A 22,169-nucleotide genomic window follows, 5' to 3' on the forward strand; every position below is an offset into this window, starting at 1 on the left:
AACCGGGTGACTTCCTCGTCGATCAACCCTCGGGATGCGGGCGGGAGTCGTCGAGCATCGAACCGACGCCCGCCCTCGGCCGGGTTATGGGTCCATGTTCTCGACGATATACGCGGCGGCACCATCGATCGTGCCCAACGTTCCCAGATCCTTCGGGAACGTCACGGCGTACTTGGCCGCAAGCGCTTTCGCCACATCGTTGACCAGGCTGTTCTTTTCAATGACCAGCGGGGCGATTTCGGTCGAAGCCGTCAACTCGACGCACGCCTGCGCCTCCGTGCCTTGTTTGTTCTTTGCTTCGCGGAGAATGACTTCCAGGATTTCTTCCTTGCTCTTCCTACTCATGGCGTGCTCCTCCTTGAAATGACGGAAACGGGACGTTCCGGTTTCCTCGCACAGCGTCCCGCTTCGCATCGGCTTGCGCCATACGGCATTGGTTGTAGGCGTCTACCGGTTGGATACCTGCCGATTCAGCGCCATGCCCTTGAGCACGTTCAGCGCCTGCGACAGCGCGTAATCCTCGATGGCCAGCTTGCCGTCGTCGTCCGTGGCATTCTTGTCATCGGCGGCGGCCTTCTCGTTGACGAGATGGTTCGGCAGATCCGCCTCGGAGCCGATCAGCTGTGGCGGGGTGTCCGCCTTGTTGACCGCGAGATCGGCCAGTGCGATATCCGGCTTGATGCCCTCGGCCTGGATCGACGTGCCGTTGGGCGTGTAGTAACGCGCGGTGGTGATCTTCACCGCGTGGTCCTGGTCGAGCGGCAACACGGTCTGCACCACGCCCTTGCCGAAGGTGCGTCGGCCCATGATCAGCGCGCGGTGGTTGTCTTTCAGTGCGCCAGAGACGATCTCCGCGGCCGAAGCGGTGCCGTTGTCGGTGAGGATCACCATGGGCGCGCCCTTGAGCAGGTCGCCTGGATGCGCATCGAAATGCAGGTTGGCGTCCGGAAGGCGTCCCTTGGTGGTGACGATGGTGCCGGAGTCGAGGAAGGCATCCGCGACGCCGACGGCGGTGGTCAGCAAGCCACCGGGATTCGAGCGCAGGTCGAGCACCGCGCCCCTCGGCGCACCGTTCTTCTTGATGAAGTCGGACAGCTTCTTGTCCAGGTCGGTGGCCGTGTCCTCCTGGAACTGGCTCAGGCGGATGTACACGTAACCCGGATCGAGCTGGCGCACCTTCACGCTGGTGACGTTGATGCGCTCGCGCACCAGCGGCAGGTCGATCGGCTTGTCCGACTTCTCGTGGAGGATGGTGAGGGTGATCTTGCTGCCAGGGTCGCCGCGCAGCTTCTTGAATGCCTCGTCGATGTTCTGGCTGTCGACCACCATGCCATCGACCTTCAGGATGGTGTCGCCGGGCTTGATCCCCGCGCGCGAGGCGGGGGTGTCGTCGATCGGCGAGACGATCTTCAGCATGCCATCCACCTGCAAGACCTCGATACCGAGGCCGCCGTACTGGCCCGTGGTGTCCTCGTCCAGTTCGTCGAGGCCTTCCTTGTCGAGGTATTCGCTATGCGGATCTAGGTTTTGCAGCATGCCGCTGATGGCGGCGTTCATGATGGTCTTGTTGTCGAGTTTCTCGACGTAGGCCTGCTGGACGATGTGGTACACCCGCGTGAAATTGCGAACATCGTCCAGGCTGACCGCTTCGTCGGCTTTCTCGACGACGGCTGCCGCGCTGGTCGAGGACGCCGCGGGCGCATCCGGTTGCCTGAGCGGCTTCTGTTGCGCCTGGGCGGTGGGGATCGCCGCGACGGCGCCGAGTGCCAGCGCGAGGGCGAGGCGAAGGGGGTGCTGACGCATGCCTTTCTCCGGGATCAATGCCGTTTGCCGAGCCAGCCGCGCGCATCGATGGGCTTGCCACCCTGGCGCAGCTCGAAGTAGGCGCCGTTGTCACCGGCGGGCGCCGCGGCGGTTCCGACGGCTTCGCCGGCCTCCACCGTGTCGCCCACGCCGTGCAGCAGCGTCTCGTTGTTGCCGTACATGCTCATGAATCCATTGCCGTGGTTCACGATGATCATCATGCCGTAGCCGCGCAGGAAGCTGGCGAACACCACGCGACCGCGCGCGACGGCCTTCACCTCGCTGCCGCGGGGGGCGACGATGATCACGCCGTTGCCGTAGGCATGCACGGGACCGTTGGCCGGCCACGGCAGGTTGCCTCGCAGGTTGCCCATGGGGGCGCTGGCCGGCGCGCCCTTCGGTGCCGGCGCGGGCTCGGCGGCCTTGGCGGCCTCGTCGATCACCTTCTGCAGCCGGGCGACGAGTGCGTTCATGTCCTGCTCGTTCTGTTTCAGGGCGGCCATGCGCTGCGCCTGGTCCTTGTATTTCGAATCCGCTTCGGCGACCAGTTTCTGCTGGTCGGACCGCTGCTTTTCCAGTTCGCCGGCGCGCTTCTCGCGCTCGGCACGGGCGGCCTCCAGCTTCTGCTGTTCGGCCGTGATGGCGGCTTCGACCTCCTGCAGCCGGGAAAGATCCGCGAGCAGGCCGCGGATGCGCTCCACGCGGTTCTCCTGGAAATAGCGGGAGTAGGCGAGGGCGCGCGAGATCCGGTTGACGTCCTCGTCGCCCAGGAGCAACTGGAGGTCCGAGCCCCGGCCCAGGGTATAGGTGGCGCGAAGGAGATCCCCGAGCGCGCCCTTCTGTTTGTCCAGGCCCTCCTGGATGCCGGCCCGCTGCTGGTTCAGCTGTTCGAGGTCGTGCCGGCGCTGTTCCAGCTCGGCCTCCGTGGCACGGACCGCCTTGGCCGCCGAGGAGACCTGCTCGGCCTGCCTTGCCAGCGCGGCGTTGGCGCTGTCGCGGGCATTGGCCGTCTCCCGTTGCTGGCGGGTGAGTGCGTCGATGTCCTTGCGCACCCCCTCGAGCTTCTGCCGGGCCTCCTCCTGCTGGGCACGGGCCTTGGCGTCCTGCTCGGCATGGGCCGGCGGGAGGGGGGCGAACGTGGCAAGGGCGAGGGCGAGGGCGAAAGGCAGGCGGGGGACTGGGCGCATCGGATGATTATTACCTATCCCGCGGCGGCTGGCTGGTATGGCCCGTCCTCCGCGCCGGGAGCCGTTTCCAGCAACTGGTCTCATGGGTACCCCGTAAGTTTTCCGTGCTTATTCTGTTTGGACGTCCGAATGCTTTGACGCAGCGCGGCAATTGTGACTAAAGTGGGACGCATGTCCTTAGCGCGCACGTGAAGGGCGACCGTTCCAGGTCGCGGGGCCCGATGCGCGCCATACCCAGCACAACCAACAGCCACGAGGAGGCGGATGGTGAAGCAAGGCATTCCGCGCCTCTACGACGAGGCGTTCGAACACGACAGCTGCGGCTTCGGTATCGTCGCGCAGATCGACGGTCACGCGAGCGCCGCCCTGGTCGATACAGCGTTTTCCGCCCTGGCCAAGCTTTCCCACCGCGGTGGCGTGAACGCCGACGGCATCAGCGGTGACGGTTGCGGCGTGCTTATCCGGCGGCCGGTGGAATGGCTGCGCGCGCTGGCGGGTGAAGCGGGCATCTCGCTCGCCACGCACTTCGCCAGCGGCGTCGTCTTCCTCGATCCCAACGGGGACGATTCGGCGGCACGGGTGCTCGAGGCCGAACTGGCCGAGGTGAATCTCCACGTGGCGGGATGGCGCGATGTCGCCGTCGATGCCGCCGCATGCGGCCCCCTGGCTGCTTCGTCGATGCCGTGCGTACGCCAGGTGTTCGTCGACGCGCCGGGCGATCTCGCCCCGGCCGCGTTCGAGGCCGCCTTGTTCCGCGCACGCCGGCGTGCCGAGTTGAAACTCGCCGACGACAAGCAGTTCTACGTGGTATCGCTCTCGGGTGAAGTGGTCGCCTATAAGGCGATGGCCGCGCCCGGCCACCTGCGTGACGTCTACCCCGACCTCAAGCACCCGGCCCTGGTCGCCGACGCGGTGGTCTTTCACCAGCGTTTTTCGACCAATACCTCGCCGCAGTGGCGCCTCGCCCAGCCGTTCCGGTTCCTGGCGCACAACGGCGAGATCAACACGATCCGCGCCAATCGCCGCTGGATGCAGGCGCGCACGTCGGTGATGCGTTCGGAACGGGTCGACCTGTCGGACATCGGCCCCTTGGTGCGGCAGAGCGGTTCGGATTCCGAAAGCCTCGACAACGCCCTGGAAGTGCTGCTGATGGGCGGCATGGACCTGCTCACCGCCATGCGCGTGCTGGTGCCGCCGGCCTATGGCGCACGCGAGGACATCGACGAGGATCTCGCCGCGTTCTACGAGTATTACGCGTTGCACAGCGAGCCGTGGGACGGTCCCGCCGGGCTGGTGATGTGCGACGGGCGCTATGCCGCCTGCACGCTCGATCGCAATGGGCTGCGCCCGGCGCGCTGGGCGTTGTCGGACGACAACCACCTCATCGTCGCCTCGGAGGCGGGTCTTTGGGATGTGCCGTCCTCGCGCATCGTGGCCAAGGGCCGTCTCGCCCCGGGCGAGATGATCGCCGTGGATTTCCGCGAGCACCGCCTGTTGCGCGACGCCGATATCGACGCGATCAATCGTGCCCGCGCACCGTTCCGCGACTGGCTGCGCGATGGCGTCACCTATCTCGAATCCGACCTCATCGATCCAAGCCTCGCCGCCGAACCGCTGCCGGCGGACGAACTGCGCCGGTACCAGAAGCTCTACGGCCTCTCGCGCGAAGAGTGCGAGTCGGTGTTGAAGGTGCTGGCCGAAACCGAGGCCGAGGCCACCGGTTCCATGGGCGACGACACGCCGATGGCGGTGCTCTCGCGGCAGATCCGGCCGCTTTTCGACCGCTTCCGCCAGGGTTTCGCCCAGGTCACCAACCCACCCATCGACCCGCTGCGCGAGCGCCTGGTCATGTCGCTGGTGACGCAGATCGGGCAGGAGCGGAACATCTTCGACCTCGGTCCCGAGAACGCGAAGCAGATCCTGCTGAACTCGCCGATCCTCTCGCAGCGCAAGTTGCGGCAGATCCTTGCCAATCCCGACTACGCCGATACACCGCGCTTCGACCTCATGTACGGCGCGGACGAGACGCTGGAGCAGGCTCTCCTTCGCATCTGCGATGACGCCGAGGCGGCGGTACGCGGTGGCGTGAAGATCGTCTTCCTCAGTGACCGATATCCGCGCCGCGACATGCTGCCGATCCACTCGCTGCTCGCCACGGGCGCGGTGCACGCGCGACTGGTCGACAAGGGCCTGCGTTGCCAGTGCAACATCATGGTCGAGACGGCCACGCCGCGCGATCCGCACCACTTCGCCTGCCTGATCGGATTCGGCGCCACCGCGATCTATCCGTGGCTGGCCTACCAGAGCCTGTTCGACATGGGCCGCAGCGGCCACATCCGCAACGGCGAGGGCGCGCCGCGCGAGATCGGCCGCAATTATCGGCGCGGCATCCGCAAGGGCCTGTTGAAGATCCTGTCCAAGATGGGTATCTCGACGGTCGCGGGCTACCGTGGCGCGCAGTTGTTCGAGATCGTCGGGCTCTCGCCGGACGTGGTGTCGCTTTGCTTCCCTGGCACGCCATCGCGCATCGGTGGTTCCACCTTCACCGATCTCGAGCACGAGCAGCGCCTGCTCGCGGCCGAGGCATGGGACGAGGCGCAGGCGCTGCGCGCGGGCGGCTTGTTCAAGTACGTGCATGGCGGCGAGTTCCACATGTACAACCCCGACGTGATCGCCAGCCTGCAGGTGGCGGTGCGCACGGGTGAATGGTCGGACTACGAGAAGTACGCGCACTACGTGGACGCCCGTCCTCCGTCGGCGCTGCGTGACCTGCTCGTGCCGCGCGAGGCCACGCCGATCCCGCTCGACGAGGTCGAGCCGGTGGAGGCCATCCTCAAGCGCTTCGATTCCGCCGGCATGTCGCTCGGTGCGTTGTCGCCGGAGGCGCACGAGGCGCTCGCCATCGCGATGAACCGCCTGGGCGCGCGAAGCAACTCGGGTGAAGGTGGCGAAGATCCCTCGCGCTACGGCACCGACCGCGCGTCGAAGATCAAGCAGGTGGCGTCGGGCCGTTTCGGCGTGACGCCGGCCTACCTCGTGAATGCGGAGGTGTTGCAGATCAAGATCGCCCAGGGCGCCAAGCCGGGCGAGGGTGGTCAGCTCCCCGGCCACAAGGTGGACGCGACGATCGCCCGGCTGCGCTACGCCAAGCCGGGCATCGGCCTCATCTCTCCGCCGCCGCACCACGACATCTATTCCATCGAAGACCTCGCCCAGCTGATCCACGACCTGAAGGAAGTGAATCCCCAGGCATTGATCTCGGTGAAGCTGGTCTCGCACGCGGGCGTCGGCACCGTCGCCGCCGGCGTGGTGAAGGCGGGTGCGGATCTCATCACGGTGTCCGGGCACGATGGCGGCACCGGGGCGAGCCCGCTCACCTCCATCAAGTACGCGGGTACACCTTGGGAGTTGGGTCTTGCGGAAACACAGCAGACCCTGCGTCTCAACGACCTGCGTGGACGCGTACGCCTGCAGACCGACGGCGGCCTGAAGACGGGCCTGGACGTGATCAAGGCGGCGATGCTGGGCGCCGAGAGTTTCGGCTTCGGCACCGGCCCCATGGTGGCGTTGGGATGCAAGTACCTGCGTATCTGCCATCTGAACAACTGCGCCACCGGCGTGGCCACCCAGCATCCGGTGCTGCGCCAGAAGCACTTCCTCGGCTTGCCCGACATGGTGATGAACTACTTCCGCTTCATCGCGGAAGACGTGCGCCGCCACCTCGCGCGCCTTGGCGTCCGCTCGCTGGGCGAGCTGATCGGACAGAGTGGCCGCCTGGAACAGCGCGACGGTGTCACCGCCGTGCAGGAACGCCTCGACCTGGCACCTCTGATCACCGAAGACGGATTGGGCGAGCAGGTCGACTTCGCCTGCACGCTGGCACGCAATCCGATGCGCGATCCCGCGTCGCTGGCCAACCGGATCACCGCGGATACGCGCCTTGCCGTGGCCGATCGTCTCGGTGGCACGTTCCGCTATCCCATCGTCAACACCGACCGCGCCATCGGCGCTCGTCTTTCGGGCGATGTGGCACGCCGCTGGGGCGACGCCGGCATGGCCGACAAGCCGATCGATCTGCATCTCGAGGGTGCGGCGGGCCAGAGCCTGGGCGCGTGGAACGCCGGGGGCGTGCACATCGATCTCGTGGGCGAAGCCAACGATGGCGTCGGCAAGGGCATGGCCGGTGGCCGCCTGGTCATCCGTCCGCCGGCGGACTCGCCGTTCGCCAGCCAGGACGCCTCGATCATCGGCAACACCTGCCTGTACGGCGCGACGGGTGGCGAGTTGTTCGCCGCGGGCCAGGCAGGCGAGCGTTTCGCCGTGCGCAACTCCGGCGCGCTGGCCGTGGTGGAGGGCGCGGGCGACCACTGCTGCGAATACATGACCGGCGGCGTGGTGGCCGTGCTCGGCCACACCGGGCTCAACTTCGGCGCGGGCATGACCGGCGGTTTCGCCTATGTGCTCGATCTCGAACGCAGCTTCGTCGACTGCTACAACCATGAACTCGTCGACATCGTGCGTATTTCGCACGAAGGCATGGAACACTACATGCAGCACCTGCGCCAACTCATCGCCCGTCATGCCGAACTCACCGGCAGTGCCTGGGGCCATCGCGTGCTCGGCGACTTCCGCGGGCTGCTGCAGCGATTCTGGCTGGTGAAGCCCAAGGCGGCGAGCCTCGATGCGCTCGCCGAAGAACTGCGGAGTGCCGCATGAGCGCGAAGGACTTCCGCTTCCTCGACGTTCCCCGGCAGACGCCGCGCACCGTCCCCGTCGCGGTGCGTGTGCTCGGCTACGGCGAGATCTCCGGCGACTTCGCGCCGACGGAAGCCGCGTCGCAGTCGGAGCGTTGCATCGATTGCGGCAACCCGTATTGCGAGCACGCTTGCCCGGTCCACAACTACATTCCGAACTGGCTGAAGCTGGTGCAGGATGGCCGCCTTTTCGAAGCGGCCACGTTGATGCACGAGACCAATCCGTTGCCGGAGATCTGCGGCCGCGTGTGCCCGCAGGATCGCCTGTGCGAGGGCGCGTGCACATTGGAGCAGGGCGATTTCGGCGCGGTGACGATCGGCAGCGTCGAGCGTTGGGCCACCGACGAAGCCATCCGGCAGGGCTGGCGTCCGGATCTCTCCCGCGTGCGCGAAACCGGGGCCCGCGTCGCCGTGGTCGGCGCGGGCCCCGCAGGGATCGCCTGCGCGGATCGCCTGCGCCTGGCCGGCATCGGTGCGGACGTCTTCGACCGCCAGCACGAGATCGGCGGCCTTCTCACCTTCGGCATTCCTCCGTTCAAGCTCGACAAGTCGGTGGTGCGGACGCGGCGCATGGTCCTCGAAGGCATGGGCGTGCGTTTCCATCTTGGCGTCGAGATCGGCCGCGATATCGAGTTCGACGAATTGCTTGCGGATTACGATGCCGTGTTCGTCGGCACCGGTGCCTATACGTTTGTCGATGGTCAACTCGATGGCCGTGACCTGCGAGGCGTGCACGATGCGCTTCCCTTCCTCATCGCCAATACCGAACGTTTGTTGCACGACGAGATGCCCGCGCCGGAATACGACCTCGCCGGCAAGCACGTGGTGGTGCTGGGCGGTGGCGATACCGGCATGGACTGCAACCGCACGGCGATCCGCCTCGGCGCGGCGTCGGTCACCTGCGTGTACCGCCGCGACGAGCCGAGCATGCCTGGATCACGCCGGGAAGTCGGTTACAGCCGCGAAGAAGGCGTGCGCTTCCTGTTCCAGCGTCAACCCATCGCGCTGGTGGGCGAGGAAGGCAAGGTAAGCGCCGTGCGCGTGGTGGAGACCCAGCTCGTCGACGACGGCGATGGACGTCCACGCCCGCGCAACGTCGAAGGCAGCGAGACCGACCTGCGCGCCGACGTGGTGATCCAGGCCTTCGGTTTCCAACCGAGCCCGCCCGACTGGTGCGACGCCTTCGGTATCGAGCGCGACCGCAGCGGCCGCATCGTCGCCGGCGGCGAAGGCCGCTTGCCCCTGCAAACGAGCAACCCGCGCGTCTTCGCCGGTGGCGACAACGTACGCGGAGCCGACCTTGTCGTCCGCGCCGTCTACGATGGCCGCGAAGCCGCCGCCTCGATCGCCCGCATGCTGGCGGCGAAGAAGACGGATGCCAAGGTCCAAGGCCTCGCGGAAAGCCTTCGTTAGCACCTCGAGGGCTCAGGGCCTCAAGGTCTCAGTTCTTGAGGCCTTGAGGCTGATGACCCCAAGACCTGGTGGGAGCCGACTCTGTCGGCGATCCCGCGGCAGCGGGCCAGACCGAATCAACCCCCATCGCCGGCATAGCCGGCTCCCACATAGGGTCAAGGGTTGAGCGAGCACCCATCGCCGACAGGGTCGGCTCCCGCCGAGGCGGCTTCCAACTTAGGTAGTTACCACCCTGGGTAATCACCAATACCCAGGTTCCCGAACGGCAACACGAGAGAGCACAATAAGGCGATGCTCCCCCGAGCCAAAACTCCATGTGCCTGATCGCCTTCGCCTGGCGCGCCCACCCGCGCTGGCGCCTTGTTCTCGTCGGCAACCGCGACGAATTCCATGCCCGCCCCACCGCACCGCTCGCCCCCTGGGACGAAGCGCCGCAAATCCTCGCGGGACGCGACCTCGAGGCGGGCGGTACGTGGGCCGGCGTGGGAACGCAGGGACGAGCCGGCGTGATCACCAACGTGCGCGACATGTCCGCGGACCACAGCGGTCTCTCGCGCGGACTGCTCGTCGCCGACTACCTCGGCTCGACCCTCCCGGTACGGACACACGCGATCGAGTTGATGGCCAGCGCCAAGGACTACCGTCCGTTCAACCTGCTGACCTTCGACCGCGACGACGCGTACTACCTGGGCAACCATCCGAACGCGCGTGCACAACCCGTCGAGCCGGGCGTCCACGGACTGAGCAACGCCGACTTCAACGCCCCATGGCCAAAAACACGCGCCCTGGTACACCGTCTGGACGAGTGGCTCAAGGAAGGCAAGGACGACGACATCGAGGCGCTATTCGCCATGTTGTCCGACCAGGGCCGCTGGCCGGACGACCTGCTGCCCGACACGGGCATCGGTATCGAACGGGAGCGCTTGCTGTCGAGCGCTTTCATCGTCGGCGAGAACTACGGCACCCGGGCCAGCACCGTGATCCTGGTCGATCATGAAGACCGCACCCTGATCGCGGAACGACGTTTCGGCCCCCATGGCGTGCCGGCGGGCGAGACCCGCCTGTCCGTCGCATAGGCCACGTCCGCCTCACCGTCCTTGGCTTTCAGGCGAGAGTCTTTTGCCTTCCAGGCGATTGAATCGCTCCGCGTATGCCCCGACGATGGATGGGTACGCCAAGCCGCGTCCTTTCATCAATCTCCCGGAGCCACCATGAACATCGACCTCAGCAAGCGCAGCGCCATCGTCAGCGGTTCCACCGCGGGTATCGGCCTGGCCATCGCCACCGGCCTCGCCGCGGCCGGCGCGTCCGTCGTCGTCACCGGCCGCACGCAAGCGCGCGTCGACGAAGCCATCGCTTCCGTGAAGAAGGCCGTCCCTGGTGCGAAGGTGAGCGGCATCGCTGCCGATCTCGGTACCGCCGAAGGTGCCGCCACCCTCATCAAGGCCGTGCCCGACACCGACATCCTCGTCAACAACCTCGGCATCTTCGAGCCGAAGGATTTCTTCGACATCGACGACGCCGAGTGGACGCGGTTCTTCGAGGTGAACGTCACTTCGGGTGTGCGGCTGTCACGCCATTACGCCAAGGGCATGGCCCAGCGTGGCTGGGGCCGCGTGCAGTTCATCTCCAGCGAATCGGGCGTGCAGGTCCCCGCCGAGATGGTCCACTACGGCGTGACCAAGACCGCCCAGCTCGGTGTGTCGCGCGGCTTGGCCGAGGTGCTCGCCGGCACCGGCGTGACGGTGAACGCGATTCTTCCGGGACCGACCTTGTCCGAAGGCGTGAGCGAGTTCTTCGGCAAGATCGCGCAGAGCCAGGGCAAGAGCCTCGACGAGGTCGAGCGCGACTTCATCCAGACCCACCGACCGACGTCGCTCATCAAGCGCCTGCTGAGCGTCGAGGAAGTGGCCAACGTCTCCGTCTACCTCGCCTCCGAGCAAGCCTCCGGCACCACCGGTGCCTCGATCCGCGTCGACGGCGGCGTCACCCGCTCCATCATCTGATCGAGCGCCGCGCTGGAAGCAGCTTCGCGTGTCTGGGGCTGCTTCGTGTGTGGGAGCAGTTTGTTGTGGAAGCCGCTTGTTTGTGTGAGCCGCTTGTTTGTGGGAGCCGCTTCAGCGGCGATCCCGCGGCAGCGGGCCAGGTACCGGCAAGCACCCATCGCCGCTGAAGCGGCTCCCACACACGCCATTCAATCGCCCAGCTGACAGATGATCCGCGCAAAGGCCCCATCGTTCCGCTGAAACTCCGGCCGCGGCGCACGGAACCGTTGTTCGCTCAGTGTCACTGAAGTTACCCGATCCATCCGGAAGAACTTCCATCCGGCGGACGCGCCCGACGCGCTTTCGCCGGACACCTGGTAAGCACTCAACAACCGGTCACCCGCGTGGTCGTCGCCGTACACATGCGGTTGCACCAGCCGCGCCGTGTCCCCGTACTCCACCAGCAACAACCGCATCGAGGCGATGGCCTCGCAAATCGTCGCCTCGAAGCGACTCACGACACGTCCCCGTCCACGTAGAGCCAGCGCCCGTCCTCACGCACGAACCGGCTGGTTTCATGCATGCGCTCCGCGCTTCCTCCACCCATCCGCAATCGCGCGACGAACTCGACGATGGCCGTGTCCGGCGTGGGATTCACGTGGCGTTTGACGGTCAAGCCGAGCCATGTCGGCTTCGGCGCCTGCGTGGCCAGGCCAAGTGAAGCCGGTCGCGTGCTCTGGTGCCATGTTTCGAGCAGGTAGGTCTCCAGGCCGAGTACGTAGGCGCTATAGCGCGACCGCATGAGTGCTTCGGCTGTTGGTGCGGGTTCGCCCGAGTGCCATCGGCCGCAGCAGGTGGCGTAATCGCCATATCCACAAGGACACTCATTCATAGCCGTTCGTCCTTCGCATGTTCTTGGTTAGCTCGAGCACCCGGCGCCCATTGCCCAGCAGGAGCGAGGACGGTGGCATGTAATGCGGTGGGGTGTTCTGCTTGGGTCACTGGGGGGATGTTTATGACTGATGAGCTAGCGATGCATCGTCAATCGTGGAATTTCATCGTCCTAAGAAAGCATATTGCGGACAGGCCTTGAAGGTTCGCATGGGGTGCGATCTGGCGATGGTGCCTGATAACTCCCCGTACGTTTTTTTTCGTTGTTCTCCATCGCGATACAACCTTCTGGGAGGCGTTCCGAGTGCTTCCAGGTAACAACATCGCAGATAGTAATGATACGTTTTACTTTAAAGGTGCCCCAAGTGGATTGGCGTCTGGTTCCATAACATGGACCGGACAGGCCGCGTTCTACGAAGGGCTGAAGCTGCCCTCAAGCTTTATTGATGGTGGCGTAAAAGAAGCGGGAAGGGCTCCGGCTACATCGATTGATCCACACCTGGGTTCGCCGTCCAGCAATATCCTAAATTTCGACTACACTACGAGTTGGCCACGATGAACGTGATCCACGCACTTCTGACAGCTCTGCTGCTCTTTGCAAATGGATATGCAGTTGCAAGTGAAGTAAGTTCGCGTTATGCAGAGTTAGAGCAGCAGCGGCTGATGCTTGTCCATTCAAAAAATGTAGAAGATGCGCGAACAGCAGCAATCCACATATGCACTTTGGTCGCGGCGACAAGGGAGCACAACATAGCATCCAAACAATTGATGGATGATCTAGCACAGGCTTTAGATTCTGATGATGAGGGTGTCAGCTATTTTGCAGTGCGGAGTCTTGCGTTGATCGGATCGCAAGCGTCTAGCTCTCTGCCCGCCATGCGTAAGCTCTTGGATAAAAAAATGCATCCTGAGGCTGGAACCTTGATTCTCGGCATAAGCGCGATTCCGCAAATTGAGAACGCTATCGACGTTATTGAAGGAAAGTCGAGCCGTGTGTTGCCTTCGGTGTCGGAGCGCTGTGATGTAACTTACTAAGAGGGCGACTAGAAGAATGTGCTCGCTCGCAGCATGCTGCTTGCAGAAACCGCGATGGTGTCGGCTGCGGAAGGCCGCACCATTGACCTGAGACAAAACGTATAGCCAATCGGAAGGTGGGTTCTCTATCCTGAAACAGCAAGGAGAGCTCATGAAGAAGCGGTATACCGAAGAACAGATCATCACGATTCTGCGCGAGGCAGAGAGCGGCACGACACCGGTCAAAACGCTGTGCAAGCGCCACAACATCAGCGAACAGACGTTCTTTCGCTGACGTAACAAGTTCGGCGGAATGGAAGTACCTGATGCTCGGCGGTTGAAGGATCTGGAATCGGAGAGCGCCAGGCTTAAGGGCTTGGTCGCCGAGCAGTTTCTGGCGATTGAAGGGATGAAGGAAATCATTAAAAAAAAGATGATCCCGGCGGCACGGCGCCACGCGGTGGACGTGTTGATTCGTCGGGGGCTATCTCAGCGCGAAGCTTGAGGCTACCTGTGTCTGAGTCGGCGGGTGGCGCACCACGCCTTGCGCCAGCGACGACATTGTCCACGATCAAATGGTCGACGGGCGTAGCTTGAAGCTGCTTTTGTGTGATCGACGAGTACACCCGGGAGTGCCTGGCCATCGAGGTCGGGGCCAGTTTGCGGGCGCAGGACGTGATCCTGACCTTGTCGCGGCTGATACGCTTGTATGGCAAACCGGCCTTTGCACGTTCGGACAATGGTGCTGAGTTCACCGCGAACAAGGTGATGCGATGGATGTGCGATGCCGCCATTGGCCCGGCCTTCATCGCGCCGGGAAGCCCATGGCGGAACGGCTTCGTCGAAAGCTTCAATGGCAAGCTGCGTTACGAGCTATTGATATGCGCAAGCTCAGGCCGGGACTTTGTGTATCGTTGATGATTGCTGTCATGCCTAGTGCAATGGCAGCGAATGGGCCGGCCCTGAAAATGCTCGTGGATGATGGCGAGGTCTACGTGCTGCTAAGCAATCATGGCGATAAAGCTCTTAAGGTGAGGACGGACTTTCTTCTTGATTCGCTAGTCGGAAGTTTGAGTTTCAAGGTACGTAAGGGTACGACTGAACTGCCGCTGTCCGCGCACATCAATCCCAATCTTCCTACAGAGGCAACGTATATTCGGCTACCGACGGGGTTTGTTCACGGTCAAGTTTTCGGAAAGTGGTTCATCGCGCATATGTACGGGATGGGCGTCGGCTGCTACGACATTTCTGTGATATACCGCGATAAAATGGCAAGTAACTTTGCCGCATTCGGCGATGAGATAAAGTCTAATCCAGTGCGTCTTTGTATCGATGCTGAAAATTCTGGTGTGCCGCTCTCAATCGAGGAGGCAAAGACCGTGGCGGAGAAAAGTATCCCGAAACGAAGCGAAGCAGCAGGCGGTGCATCGGTTACAGCGCTCGGAGAAATCGATGACTTCTTTCGATTTGCTGTACGGTCACAAAACCGTACGAGTATGGAAATTTTTGTCGATCGACGGACTGCTGAAACGTGGATATTAAATGGGAAGCAATGTGTACGCGTTGAAAGGGAAGGTCTAGCTTCAGTGTATTCCCCCCCAAGGGTTGCCACCTTCTGCCTGTCAAGCCGAGGGTGGCAAGTAGCTACGACTGTTCGCAGTTAAGCTGATACGGTCGACTGCGCTTTCGTATCCAGCTAAGTAATGTCGAGTGGAAGTTCGCGGGTGCGGGGCCGGCGACTATTGGCCAAGCGGTAGCAGCTGAGTGTGGCTAAATCACCTCCCTAGACACGATCAACCCCGACAAGTCATACCCCATCGCCACGGCTCGCGCCTTCAACATCTCGAACGTCTTCCGATCCAGTGAGGGCTGCCGCGAGAGTATCCAGAGGTACTTCCGCCCCGGTTGCCCGACCATGGCCCACTGGTAGTCATCGTCCAGCGCCACGACCCAGTAGTCCGCCCAGACCAGCGGTAGCCACGACAGCCATTTCGGCGCAAAGCGCACCTCCAGCTTGCCCTGGGCGAAGGGCTCCGGCCGACGTGCGACACCGTCGCTGGCGATGGTCGTACCTTCGGCGGTGACGCATTCGTTGTGCACTGCAACGGTGCCGTCGGCCTGGGGCGCATAGCGCGCGGTGACGGGCCCTGTGCACTTGCGCTGGAAGTACATCGGCAGGCGGGCGATCTCATGCCACGTTCCGGCGTAGCGGGCGAGGTCCAGGTGGGGGACGGCGGTTACCGGCGTGGTCGCGACGACGGTGGCCGTGGCCATGGAGCCGATCAGGGCGATGAATACGGAGCGCATGGCTGGATTCCTTCGGAACGACCCCCTACGATGCCCATGGGGAGTGAACGTCGTTTGAACCACGCTGCACCGGGGCATGCCATCGCATGGACAGGAACCCACCTCTCGTCCGCAGACCGCTCCTGAGGCGGTTGCGGGAGCGTCTTGTCGGCCGGGTGGCGGTCCGCTTCGATCGCGATGCGGGGGCTATCGTCGCGTGCCCCGGACACTTGCGGATGCGCGAAGTGTCGGTCGATCGCATCGTGCGCGTGGAGGCGGGCAACCGCGACGATGCCGCGTATGACACGGTGTTCCTGTTCTTCCATGTCGAGGGGGAAGAGACGCTCGCCGTGTCGGAAATGGACAAGGGCTTCCACGCACTGGTCGACGACCTGCGACCTTATTTCCCGGGAATCGAGTATTGGCAGCGTGCCGTGCCGCCGGTGGCTTTCCAGTTGACGTCGGTGGATCTCTGGACGCGGGCGTCGGCGGGTGGCGAGGGTGACGTGGTGGAGAGTGCGGCGTGAGGTAGTCGGGGCATCGATGATCTTGGTGGGGAAGAGCATCGCCGACAGGGTCGGCTCCCACCAGACCGTCGCAATCTGATCGTCAGCCGTCACCTGCTCGGTGGGAGCCGACCTTGTCGGCGATGGCACTTCGACAGGAGCGTCAGGTTTCGCCAACCACGACGACGAGCGCCGTGGCGCCGTGCGGCAACTCGAGATGGCGAGGCGCCTCGGCCAAGTCACCCTGAGTGCAAGCCGGTCCAACAACCGAATCGCCCTGACGGCAGAGTTGTCCGTCGATATGCGCCTCGCCGCGGGCCACGTGGAGGAGTACGGCGTCTTTCGCCAACGTCGCACTCATAGGCCCGCGCACGACATCGACACGTCCACGCCGCACACCACGTCGCACCATGAGATTGAAGTCGCGCGTCGCACCACCGGCTAGCGTCACGTCGACGCGAGCTTCACCGGGAAAATCGAAGGGCGCGAGTGGTGTAGTCAACGCGTGCTCACGCTCTCCATCCAGCGTCATCGTGAACCCGTCGCCTTCCAGCAGCACGATGGTGCGGTCGATGCCCGGAAAAAGGGAGAACGGCGAAGCCGTGTCGACATCCGCGATGCTGACGCGCCAGAGGAAATCGTCCATCGACGCGCCGGCTGGCTTCACGGCGATCTCACGCGTGACACCGAGGCCGTTCTTCCACGGCACCGCTTTGAGGTCATCGAAACGAAGGATCGTCATGCGACGCGCTCGATCTCGCGGGCGAAGGGCGGCAGCGCGCGAAGCATGCCCGTGCCATAGCGCTTGGTGATCACGCGGCGGTCCAGCAGCACGATGCGGCCCGTGTCGGTTTCGGTACGGATGAGCCGACCGCAGTACTGCGTAAGAAGGCGCGTGGCATCCGGCACGCTCACTTCGATGAAGGGATTGCGTCCCCGCGATTCCAGCCATTCCGCATAGGTGGCGCCGACGGGGTCCGTGGGCACGGCGAATGGCAATTGAGTGACGACGACGGTCTCGCAGAGCTTGCCCGGCAGGTCCAGCCCTTCGCCGAATGACGCGAGCCCGAACAGCGTGCTTCCCTTTCCGGCGTCGATGTCTTCGCAATGCTCGGCGATGAGTTGGGACTTCGACAGCGAACCCTGCGCACGCACCTTGCGCACGAACTCGATCGGCAGGATCTGCAGCACGCGATCGAGCTTCGCCCGCGACGTGAACAGCACGAGGTTGCCCGCGTTCCAGTCGAGGTGCTTGGCCAGCCACTCGGACACTTCGCGTGCATGGCCTTCGCGATCTTCCGGCAAGGTCTTCAGCGCGGGCACTTCGAGCCTGGCTTGTTTCTCCAGGTCGAACGGCGACGGCAGGCTGAGCGTGAGGGCTTCGTTGGGCAGGCCCACCGAATCCGCGAAGCCGCGGAAGTTGCCTCCGGCGCTCAGCGTGGCGGAGGTCATCACCACCGCGGACGCATTGTCCCAGAGCACGCTGCGCAACAGCCCGCCCGCCGAGACGGCGGAGGCGTGGCAGACCAGTTGTTGTTCCGGCGTCATGCTGACCCATCGAGCCAGAGGCGGATTGTTTTCGCGGTCGTCGGTGGACCAGGCGTACCAGGTGCGTACCTGGCGATCGAGTCGCTCCAGCGCCACGCCGAGTTCGCGCGACAAGGCTTCCTGCGTCGGGCCGCCGGCTTCCATTTCCACCACCGTACGGCGCACCGTGCGCAACCAGCGCTGGATATCCCTGGTGATGAGGTGCAGGTGCTCGGCGTGCATCTTCCAGTTGTCCGGAAGCTGGCCGAGCGACGCGCGGAACACCGGCTCGGTCTCGCTCGACGAGGGTGTCCACGACAGGCGGATCTCGCGCTCGATCTCCTCGAGCGCGTTGGACATCGCCAGCAGCTTCTCGTCTCCCGCTTCCAGGGTGAGGTTGCCGATGCTTTCCTTGTCGGTGAGCGAATAGGCGCCATGGATCTGGTTCTGCAGGCGGCCGATCCGGCGCACGGCGGTGGCGAGGTGCACGTCGGCGGCGCCGCGGTCGATCGCCTTGCCGGGCACGTGGTGCGCTTCGTCGAAGATGTACAGCGTGTCTTCCGGCTTGGGCAGGATCACGCCGCCGAAGGTGTCTTCGTCACGTGGCATGGTGAGGTCGGCCAGCACGAGATCCTGGTTCGCCACCACGATGTCGGCCTCGCCGATGGCACGTCGGGCGACGAAGAACGGACAGACGGCGAAGGCGCCGCACTTGCGTCCCGTGCACCCGCCGGCACTGGTGGTGATCATGCCGCGGACGAGGTCGGAGAGCGGCTCGGGACTCGTGTCGATGTCACCGTTCCACTCGCGCGACTCGAACGCCTTGCCGAGTTTCTCGATGGCCTTGGTGTCGCGCTCGGCGGGCGGGCGCGACCACAAGGCGAGATCGGCGTCGAACTCGAAGCCTCCCTGTGCCGAGGGCTCCGCACCTGCCGCGCGCAGATTGCGGGGGCAGAGATAGCGGCCACGGCCCTTGGCCAGCGCCACCTTGGCCTCGACGCCACACAAGGTGAGGTATTGCGGGATGTCGCGCTGGACGAGCTGTTCCTGCAACGCCACCGTGGCGGTGGCGATCACCAGCTTCTTCTTCTGCGCGCGGGCCACTTCGAGCCCGGCGATCAGGTAAGCCATGGACTTGCCCGTGCCGGTCGGCGCCTCGATCACGGCTGCACCCGCGGGCTCGGCCAGCGCCTTGGCCACCTCGGCGATCATCTTCAGCTGTGAGGTGCGCCCACGGAACCCCGCAAGGCCGTCCTTCAGCCGCGCATAGGCGGCGCGGATCGCGGCTTTGGTGTCGTCGGTGAGCATCGGGCAGACATGGGAACGCGCGGGGCAACCTTGCAAGGTTACCCTATCGTCGTCTCAGCCCACGAGGCTCACGCGTGACGGTTCATCCCGGTGGACGGCGTGGGAAGCCCGGGAACGAGTCCGGCCACCACGAAGGTATGCTCTTCCCACGTTCCGTCGGCCTGCTGCACGTGGATCTCGACGGGACGGCCGAGGCTGTCGGACAGGCCCGGCGCCAGTGCTTCCGCGGCGGTGATGGCCGCGGCCTGCGAGGCATACCGGCCCAGGGGAAGCGAGGCACGGCGCACGATCCACGGTCCCTGTGTCGATTCGCTATACGGAATGAACAGTTGGGCGGAACTGGAAGCCATGGGACCCTCTCGATGGTGGGTGTGCCAGACGGGCGAGGCCGCTCCTGCGGCCTCGCGTTCCACGCTACGCCGAATCGGCTAAAAAACCCGTTAACCCTTGGCGGGCAGGGGTTGCCGGGCCACTTCCGCGCGCCGGAAGCATTCGGGGGCATGGCTGTTGATCAGGCCGGTGGCCTCCATCCAGGCAAAGACGATGGTGGGTCCGACGAAGGTGAACCCGCGGTTCCGCAAAGCCTTGGATACCTGCTCGGACAGGGGGCTGTTCGGCGGCACCGGGCCTTCCCAGGCGAGGGGTTCGCCGTCGACGAAATCCCAGGCGAAGCGGGCGAAATCGTCGCCGGCGTCGTGCATCGCCAGATAGGCCCTGGCATTGCGAATCGCCGCCTCGATCTTGCTTCGGGAGCGGATGATGGCGGCATCGGCCAGCAGGCGTTCGAGGTCGCGCGGCCCATAGGCGGCGACACGCTCCGGATCGAAGCCATCGAAGGCCTGCCGGAAACCTTCGCGGCGGGCGAGGATCGTTCGCCACGACAGTCCCGCCTGGAAGCCATCGAGAATCAGCTTCTCCCAGAGCTTGCGGCTGTCACGCTCGGGCACGCCCCATTCGCGGTCGTGGTACCCGCGCATGAGCTCGTCGGCGTCGCCCCAGGGGCAGCGTACGAGAGGAAGCGTCATGCGGCAGCTCGCGCATTCACCATCGATTACCCGCCGAAACCCAGGTAATCGAGTTTGCCCACGCTGACACCGTTGTGGCGGAGGATGTCGTACGCGGTGGTCACGTGAAAGAAGAAGTTGGGGATGGCGAAGGTCAGCAGGTACGACGCGCCGGTGAAGCTGTGCTCGGTATCCTTGAACTTGCGCGAGATCTCGCGCGTGACGCCGGCCTCCAGCGCTGCGCGGTCCACCGATTGAATCCAGGCCACCGTGGCGTCGATGCGCTTGCGAAGGTCGGCAATGGTGGCCTCGTTGTCTTCGAACGACGGCGGCTGTACGTCGCCAAGGCGCGCGACGGCGAATTTCGCCGTGTCGCTGGCGCGCTGGACCTGACCAGCGAGATTCAGCATGTCTGGGGCGAGCCGAGCTTCCACCAGGGAATCGCCGCCGTGTGCCTCTGCCTTGGCGAGGAGCTCGGAGAGGACGCGGAAGCCGCGGACGAAGACAGGAGCGGAGGCGTCGTAGGTGGAGATGCTCATGCGGTGGTGTCTCTTGAGGAGGGCGACCCCGATCGACGTGGGGATGCCACAAGGTTTCGACAAGCCCGACCCCCACCAGGCCTCGCACCCTTGCACGGCGCCTCGCACCCTTACGCCGGGCCTGCCACCAAGCCTCGCACCGAGGATCGTTCGGGTCTACCATCGGCCGCCTTACCCACCGATCCCGCGGGTCCCCATGCCGCCACTCGATGCCACCCCATCCGCGCCCGACGCCATCGTCGCGATACGCGGCCTCTCCAAGACCTACAAGACCGGGTTCCAGGCGCTCAAGCGCGTGGACCTGGAAATTCGCCGGGGTGAGATCTTCGCCCTGCTCGGCCCCAACGGCGCAGGCAAGACGACGTTGATCAGCATCGTCTGCGGCATCGTCAATGGCAGCGAGGGCAGCGTGACCGTCGACGGCCACGACATCGCCCGTGACTACCGCGCATCGCGGGGGCTGATTGGCCTCGTGCCGCAGGAACTATCCACCGATGCCTTCGAGACGGTGTGGGCGACGGTGAAGTTCAGTCGTGGCCTTTTCGGCAAGCCGGCGAATCCGGCCTACCTGGAAAAGATCCTGCGCGAGCTTTCGCTGTGGGAAAAGCGCGATTCGAAGATCATGACCTTGTCCGGCGGCATGAAACGCCGCGTGCTGATCGCCAAGGCGTTGGCGCACGAGCCGCGCGTGCTCTTCCTCGACGAACCAACGGCCGGCGTGGACGTGGAATTGCGTCATGACATGTGGCAGATGGTCCATCGCCTGCGCGAATCGGGCGTCACCATCATCCTCACCACGCACTACATCGAGGAAGCGGAAGAGATGGCCGATCGCATCGGCGTCATCAACCGTGGCGAACTGGTGCTGGTGGAAGAAAAACACACGCTGATGCGCAAGCTTGGCAAGAAGCAGCTGTCGCTGCAATTGCAGACACCGTTGCAGGCCGTGCCGGAAGGCCTGGCGAACTGGCCACTGGAGTTGTCGGCCGATGGTGGTTGCCTCGTCTACACCTTCGATACCCAGGGCCGGGACACCGGCATCGCGGAGTTGCTGCGCAAGCTCGGAGAGCTCGGCATCGACTTCAAGGACCTGCATTCGAGCGAGAGTTCGCTCGAAGACATCTTCGTCAGCCTGGTGAGGGCACGCGCATGAACGTCTACGCGATCCGCGCCATTTACCGCTTCGAGATGGCCCGCACCTTCCGCACGCTGATGCAGAGCATCGCTTCGCCGGTGCTTTCCACGTCGCTTTACTTCGTCGTCTTCGGCGCCGCCATCGGCTCGCGCATGGGCGAGGTGGGTGGTGTGAGCTACGGTGCCTTCATCATCCCCGGTCTGATCATGCTGTCGTTGCTCAACGAGAGCATTTCCAACGCCGCGTTCGGCATCTATATGCCGAAGTGGGCAGGCACCATCTACGAACTGCTTTCCGCACCTGTGTCTTACGTGGAAGTGGTGCTCGGTTACGTCGGCGCGGCGGCGACCAAGTCGGTCATTCTCGGCTTGCTCATCCTCGTGACCGCACGGCTGTTCGTGGACTACGAGATCCTGCATCCGTTCTGGATGGTGGCCTTCCTGCTGCTCACCGCCGTGACCTTCAGCCTGTTCGGTTTCATCATCGGCCTGTGGGCCGACGACTTCCAGAAGCTGCAGGTGGTGCCGTTGATGGTGATCACGCCATTGACCTTCCTCGGTGGCAGCTTCTACTCGATCTCGATGCTGCCGCCGGTCTGGCAGAAGATCACGCTGTTCAACCCGGTCGTGTACCTCGTCAACGGGTTTCGCTGGAGCTTCTACGGCAAGGCGGATGTGAACGTGGTGGTCAGCGCGGGCATGACGGTGGGCTTCCTGCTGCTCTGCCTTGCGGTGGTGTGGTGGATATTCCGCACGGGTTGGAAACTGAAGTCGTAGCGGAGCAAGAAGCCACCGGGCTCCTGCGAAGGAGCCCGGTG

General features: G+C 64.4%; 20 protein-coding genes and 1 pseudogene. 10 read left to right on the plus strand and 11 right to left on the minus strand.

Annotated features, from left to right (window positions below; genetic code table 11):
• Positions 1–84 precede the first annotated feature (84 nt).
• The 3 genes from J2T07_RS09305 to J2T07_RS09315 all read right to left on the minus strand — a co-directional run bounded on the left by J2T07_RS09305 (position 85) and on the right by J2T07_RS09315 (position 2,990).
• Positions 85–345, minus strand: coding sequence for a hypothetical protein (locus tag J2T07_RS09305; RefSeq protein ID WP_306849229.1), 261 nt, complete (start codon positions 343–345; stop codon positions 85–87).
• A 102-nt stretch (positions 346–447) separates the two neighbouring features.
• Positions 448–1,803: a S41 family peptidase gene (locus tag J2T07_RS09310; protein ID WP_306849231.1), complete on the minus strand. Its 1,356-nt coding sequence runs from the start codon at positions 1,801–1,803 to the stop codon at positions 448–450.
• Positions 1,804–1,817: 14 nt separating this feature from the next.
• Positions 1,818–2,990, minus strand: coding sequence for a murein hydrolase activator EnvC family protein (locus J2T07_RS09315; protein ID WP_306849233.1), 1,173 nt, complete (start codon positions 2,988–2,990; stop codon positions 1,818–1,820).
• 264 nt (positions 2,991–3,254) lie between these two features.
• Between J2T07_RS09315 and gltB the strand changes: the two genes are divergently transcribed.
• From gltB to J2T07_RS09335, 4 genes are all read left to right on the plus strand, one after another.
• Positions 3,255–7,706 (plus strand): glutamate synthase large subunit, encoded by a 4,452-nt coding sequence (gene gltB, locus J2T07_RS09320; protein WP_306849235.1) that lies wholly within the window; start codon positions 3,255–3,257, stop codon positions 7,704–7,706.
• On the plus strand, positions 7,703–9,157 hold the full coding sequence (locus tag J2T07_RS09325) for an FAD-dependent oxidoreductase (protein ID WP_306849237.1): 1,455 nt from the start codon (positions 7,703–7,705) through the stop codon (positions 9,155–9,157). Before gltB ends, J2T07_RS09325 begins: the two co-directional genes overlap by 4 nt.
• A 314-nt stretch (positions 9,158–9,471) precedes the next feature.
• Complete coding sequence (locus J2T07_RS09330; protein WP_306849239.1) at positions 9,472–10,233, plus strand: NRDE family protein; 762 nt, start codon at positions 9,472–9,474, stop codon at positions 10,231–10,233.
• Between the two features lie 135 nt (positions 10,234–10,368).
• Positions 10,369–11,163 (plus strand): SDR family NAD(P)-dependent oxidoreductase, encoded by a 795-nt coding sequence (locus tag J2T07_RS09335; RefSeq protein ID WP_306849241.1) that lies wholly within the window; start codon positions 10,369–10,371, stop codon positions 11,161–11,163.
• A gap of 188 nt (positions 11,164–11,351) precedes the next feature.
• On the opposite strand, the gene J2T07_RS09340 is transcribed toward J2T07_RS09335, so the two are convergent.
• Together J2T07_RS09340 and J2T07_RS09345 are read right to left on the minus strand one after the other, a co-directional pair.
• On the minus strand, positions 11,352–11,660 hold the full coding sequence (locus J2T07_RS09340) for a hypothetical protein (protein ID WP_306849243.1): 309 nt from the start codon (positions 11,658–11,660) through the stop codon (positions 11,352–11,354).
• A complete protein-coding gene (locus tag J2T07_RS09345; RefSeq protein WP_306849245.1) occupies positions 11,657–12,034 on the minus strand; it encodes a YchJ family protein in 378 nt (125 codons plus the stop codon). Before J2T07_RS09345 ends, J2T07_RS09340 begins: the two co-directional genes overlap by 4 nt.
• Before the next feature lie 554 nt (positions 12,035–12,588).
• Between J2T07_RS09345 and J2T07_RS09350 the strand changes: the two genes are divergently transcribed.
• The 3 genes and pseudogenes from J2T07_RS09350 (at position 12,589) to J2T07_RS09360 (ending at position 14,711) form a co-directional block, all read left to right on the plus strand.
• Entirely contained in the window at positions 12,589–13,068 is a 480-nt protein-coding gene (locus J2T07_RS09350) for a hypothetical protein (RefSeq protein WP_306849248.1), read from the plus strand.
• A gap of 151 nt (positions 13,069–13,219) precedes the next feature.
• A pseudogene (locus tag J2T07_RS09355) lies at positions 13,220–13,926 on the plus strand (transposase); the annotation flags it as partial.
• A gap of 2 nt (positions 13,927–13,928) precedes the next feature.
• Positions 13,929–14,711, plus strand: a complete 783-nt coding sequence (locus J2T07_RS09360; protein WP_306849251.1) for a hypothetical protein — start codon at positions 13,929–13,931, stop codon at positions 14,709–14,711.
• A gap of 106 nt (positions 14,712–14,817) precedes the next feature.
• Here J2T07_RS09360 and J2T07_RS09365 read toward each other — a convergent pair whose 3' ends face one another.
• On the minus strand, positions 14,818–15,354 hold the full coding sequence (locus tag J2T07_RS09365; RefSeq protein WP_430539335.1) for a lipocalin family protein: 537 nt from the start codon (positions 15,352–15,354) through the stop codon (positions 14,818–14,820).
• Between the two features lie 215 nt (positions 15,355–15,569).
• On the opposite strand from J2T07_RS09365, the gene J2T07_RS09370 reads away from it, so the two are divergent.
• Positions 15,570–15,860: a hypothetical protein gene (locus J2T07_RS09370; RefSeq protein WP_306849253.1), complete on the plus strand. Its 291-nt coding sequence runs from the start codon at positions 15,570–15,572 to the stop codon at positions 15,858–15,860.
• 142 nt (positions 15,861–16,002) lie between these two features.
• Here the strand turns inward: J2T07_RS09370 and J2T07_RS09375 are convergent, their stop codons facing one another.
• The 5 genes from J2T07_RS09375 to J2T07_RS09395 all read right to left on the minus strand — a co-directional run bounded on the left by J2T07_RS09375 (position 16,003) and on the right by J2T07_RS09395 (position 20,217).
• On the minus strand, positions 16,003–16,581 hold the full coding sequence (locus J2T07_RS09375; RefSeq protein ID WP_306849254.1) for a HutD/Ves family protein: 579 nt from the start codon (positions 16,579–16,581) through the stop codon (positions 16,003–16,005).
• A complete protein-coding gene (dinG, locus tag J2T07_RS09380; protein ID WP_306849255.1) occupies positions 16,578–18,674 on the minus strand; it encodes an ATP-dependent DNA helicase DinG in 2,097 nt (698 codons plus the stop codon). Before dinG ends, J2T07_RS09375 begins: the two co-directional genes overlap by 4 nt.
• Before the next feature lie 68 nt (positions 18,675–18,742).
• A complete protein-coding gene (locus J2T07_RS09385) occupies positions 18,743–19,024 on the minus strand; it encodes a DUF2188 domain-containing protein (protein ID WP_306849257.1) in 282 nt (93 codons plus the stop codon).
• 90 nt (positions 19,025–19,114) lie between these two features.
• Positions 19,115–19,699: a DNA-3-methyladenine glycosylase I gene (locus J2T07_RS09390; protein ID WP_306849259.1), complete on the minus strand. Its 585-nt coding sequence runs from the start codon at positions 19,697–19,699 to the stop codon at positions 19,115–19,117.
• A gap of 26 nt (positions 19,700–19,725) precedes the next feature.
• Positions 19,726–20,217, minus strand: coding sequence for a DUF1993 domain-containing protein (locus tag J2T07_RS09395; RefSeq protein ID WP_306849261.1), 492 nt, complete (start codon positions 20,215–20,217; stop codon positions 19,726–19,728).
• A gap of 196 nt (positions 20,218–20,413) precedes the next feature.
• Here J2T07_RS09395 and J2T07_RS09400 point away from each other — a divergent pair, with 196 nt between their 5' ends.
• Positions 20,414–21,370, plus strand: coding sequence for an ABC transporter ATP-binding protein (locus J2T07_RS09400; protein WP_306849263.1), 957 nt, complete (start codon positions 20,414–20,416; stop codon positions 21,368–21,370).
• On the plus strand, positions 21,367–22,128 hold the full coding sequence (locus J2T07_RS09405; protein WP_306849266.1) for an ABC transporter permease: 762 nt from the start codon (positions 21,367–21,369) through the stop codon (positions 22,126–22,128). The genes J2T07_RS09400 and J2T07_RS09405 overlap by 4 nt, the downstream gene beginning before the upstream one ends.
• Positions 22,129–22,169: the final 41 nt, after the last annotated feature.

This window comes from Luteibacter jiangsuensis (assembly GCF_030812295.1).
Taxonomy (GTDB): domain Bacteria; phylum Pseudomonadota; class Gammaproteobacteria; order Xanthomonadales; family Rhodanobacteraceae; genus Luteibacter; species Luteibacter jiangsuensis_A.

What these genes read in the sequence shown, in the direction of transcription:
- J2T07_RS09330 (WP_306849239.1), top strand. Translation starts at nt 9,472, where the DNA reads ATGTGCCTGATCGCCTTCGCCTGGCGCGCCCACCCGCGCTGGCGCCTT.
- gltB (WP_306849235.1), top strand. Translation starts at nt 3,255, where the DNA reads ATGGTGAAGCAAGGCATTCCGCGCCTCTACGACGAGGCGTTCGAACAC.
- J2T07_RS09365 (WP_430539335.1), bottom strand. Translation starts at nt 15,354, where the DNA reads ATGCGCTCCGTATTCATCGCCCTGATCGGCTCCATGGCCACGGCCACC.
- J2T07_RS09370 (WP_306849253.1), top strand. Translation starts at nt 15,570, where the DNA reads ATGCGCGAAGTGTCGGTCGATCGCATCGTGCGCGTGGAGGCGGGCAAC.
- J2T07_RS09305 (WP_306849229.1), bottom strand. Translation starts at nt 345, where the DNA reads ATGAGTAGGAAGAGCAAGGAAGAAATCCTGGAAGTCATTCTCCGCGAA.
- J2T07_RS09390 (WP_306849259.1), bottom strand. Translation starts at nt 19,699, where the DNA reads ATGACGCTTCCTCTCGTACGCTGCCCCTGGGGCGACGCCGACGAGCTC.
- J2T07_RS09375 (WP_306849254.1), bottom strand. Translation starts at nt 16,581, where the DNA reads ATGACGATCCTTCGTTTCGATGACCTCAAAGCGGTGCCGTGGAAGAAC.
- J2T07_RS09360 (WP_306849251.1), top strand. Translation starts at nt 13,929, where the DNA reads ATGCGCAAGCTCAGGCCGGGACTTTGTGTATCGTTGATGATTGCTGTC.
- J2T07_RS09400 (WP_306849263.1), top strand. Translation starts at nt 20,414, where the DNA reads ATGCCGCCACTCGATGCCACCCCATCCGCGCCCGACGCCATCGTCGCG.
- J2T07_RS09310 (WP_306849231.1), bottom strand. Translation starts at nt 1,803, where the DNA reads ATGCGTCAGCACCCCCTTCGCCTCGCCCTCGCGCTGGCACTCGGCGCC.
- J2T07_RS09405 (WP_306849266.1), top strand. Translation starts at nt 21,367, where the DNA reads ATGAACGTCTACGCGATCCGCGCCATTTACCGCTTCGAGATGGCCCGC.
- J2T07_RS09395 (WP_306849261.1), bottom strand. Translation starts at nt 20,217, where the DNA reads ATGAGCATCTCCACCTACGACGCCTCCGCTCCTGTCTTCGTCCGCGGC.
- J2T07_RS09345 (WP_306849245.1), bottom strand. Translation starts at nt 12,034, where the DNA reads ATGAATGAGTGTCCTTGTGGATATGGCGATTACGCCACCTGCTGCGGC.
- dinG (WP_306849255.1), bottom strand. Translation starts at nt 18,674, where the DNA reads ATGCTCACCGACGACACCAAAGCCGCGATCCGCGCCGCCTATGCGCGG.
- J2T07_RS09325 (WP_306849237.1), top strand. Translation starts at nt 7,703, where the DNA reads ATGAGCGCGAAGGACTTCCGCTTCCTCGACGTTCCCCGGCAGACGCCG.
- J2T07_RS09385 (WP_306849257.1), bottom strand. Translation starts at nt 19,024, where the DNA reads ATGGCTTCCAGTTCCGCCCAACTGTTCATTCCGTATAGCGAATCGACA.
- J2T07_RS09315 (WP_306849233.1), bottom strand. Translation starts at nt 2,990, where the DNA reads ATGCGCCCAGTCCCCCGCCTGCCTTTCGCCCTCGCCCTCGCCCTTGCC.
- J2T07_RS09335 (WP_306849241.1), top strand. Translation starts at nt 10,369, where the DNA reads ATGAACATCGACCTCAGCAAGCGCAGCGCCATCGTCAGCGGTTCCACC.
- J2T07_RS09350 (WP_306849248.1), top strand. Translation starts at nt 12,589, where the DNA reads ATGAACGTGATCCACGCACTTCTGACAGCTCTGCTGCTCTTTGCAAAT.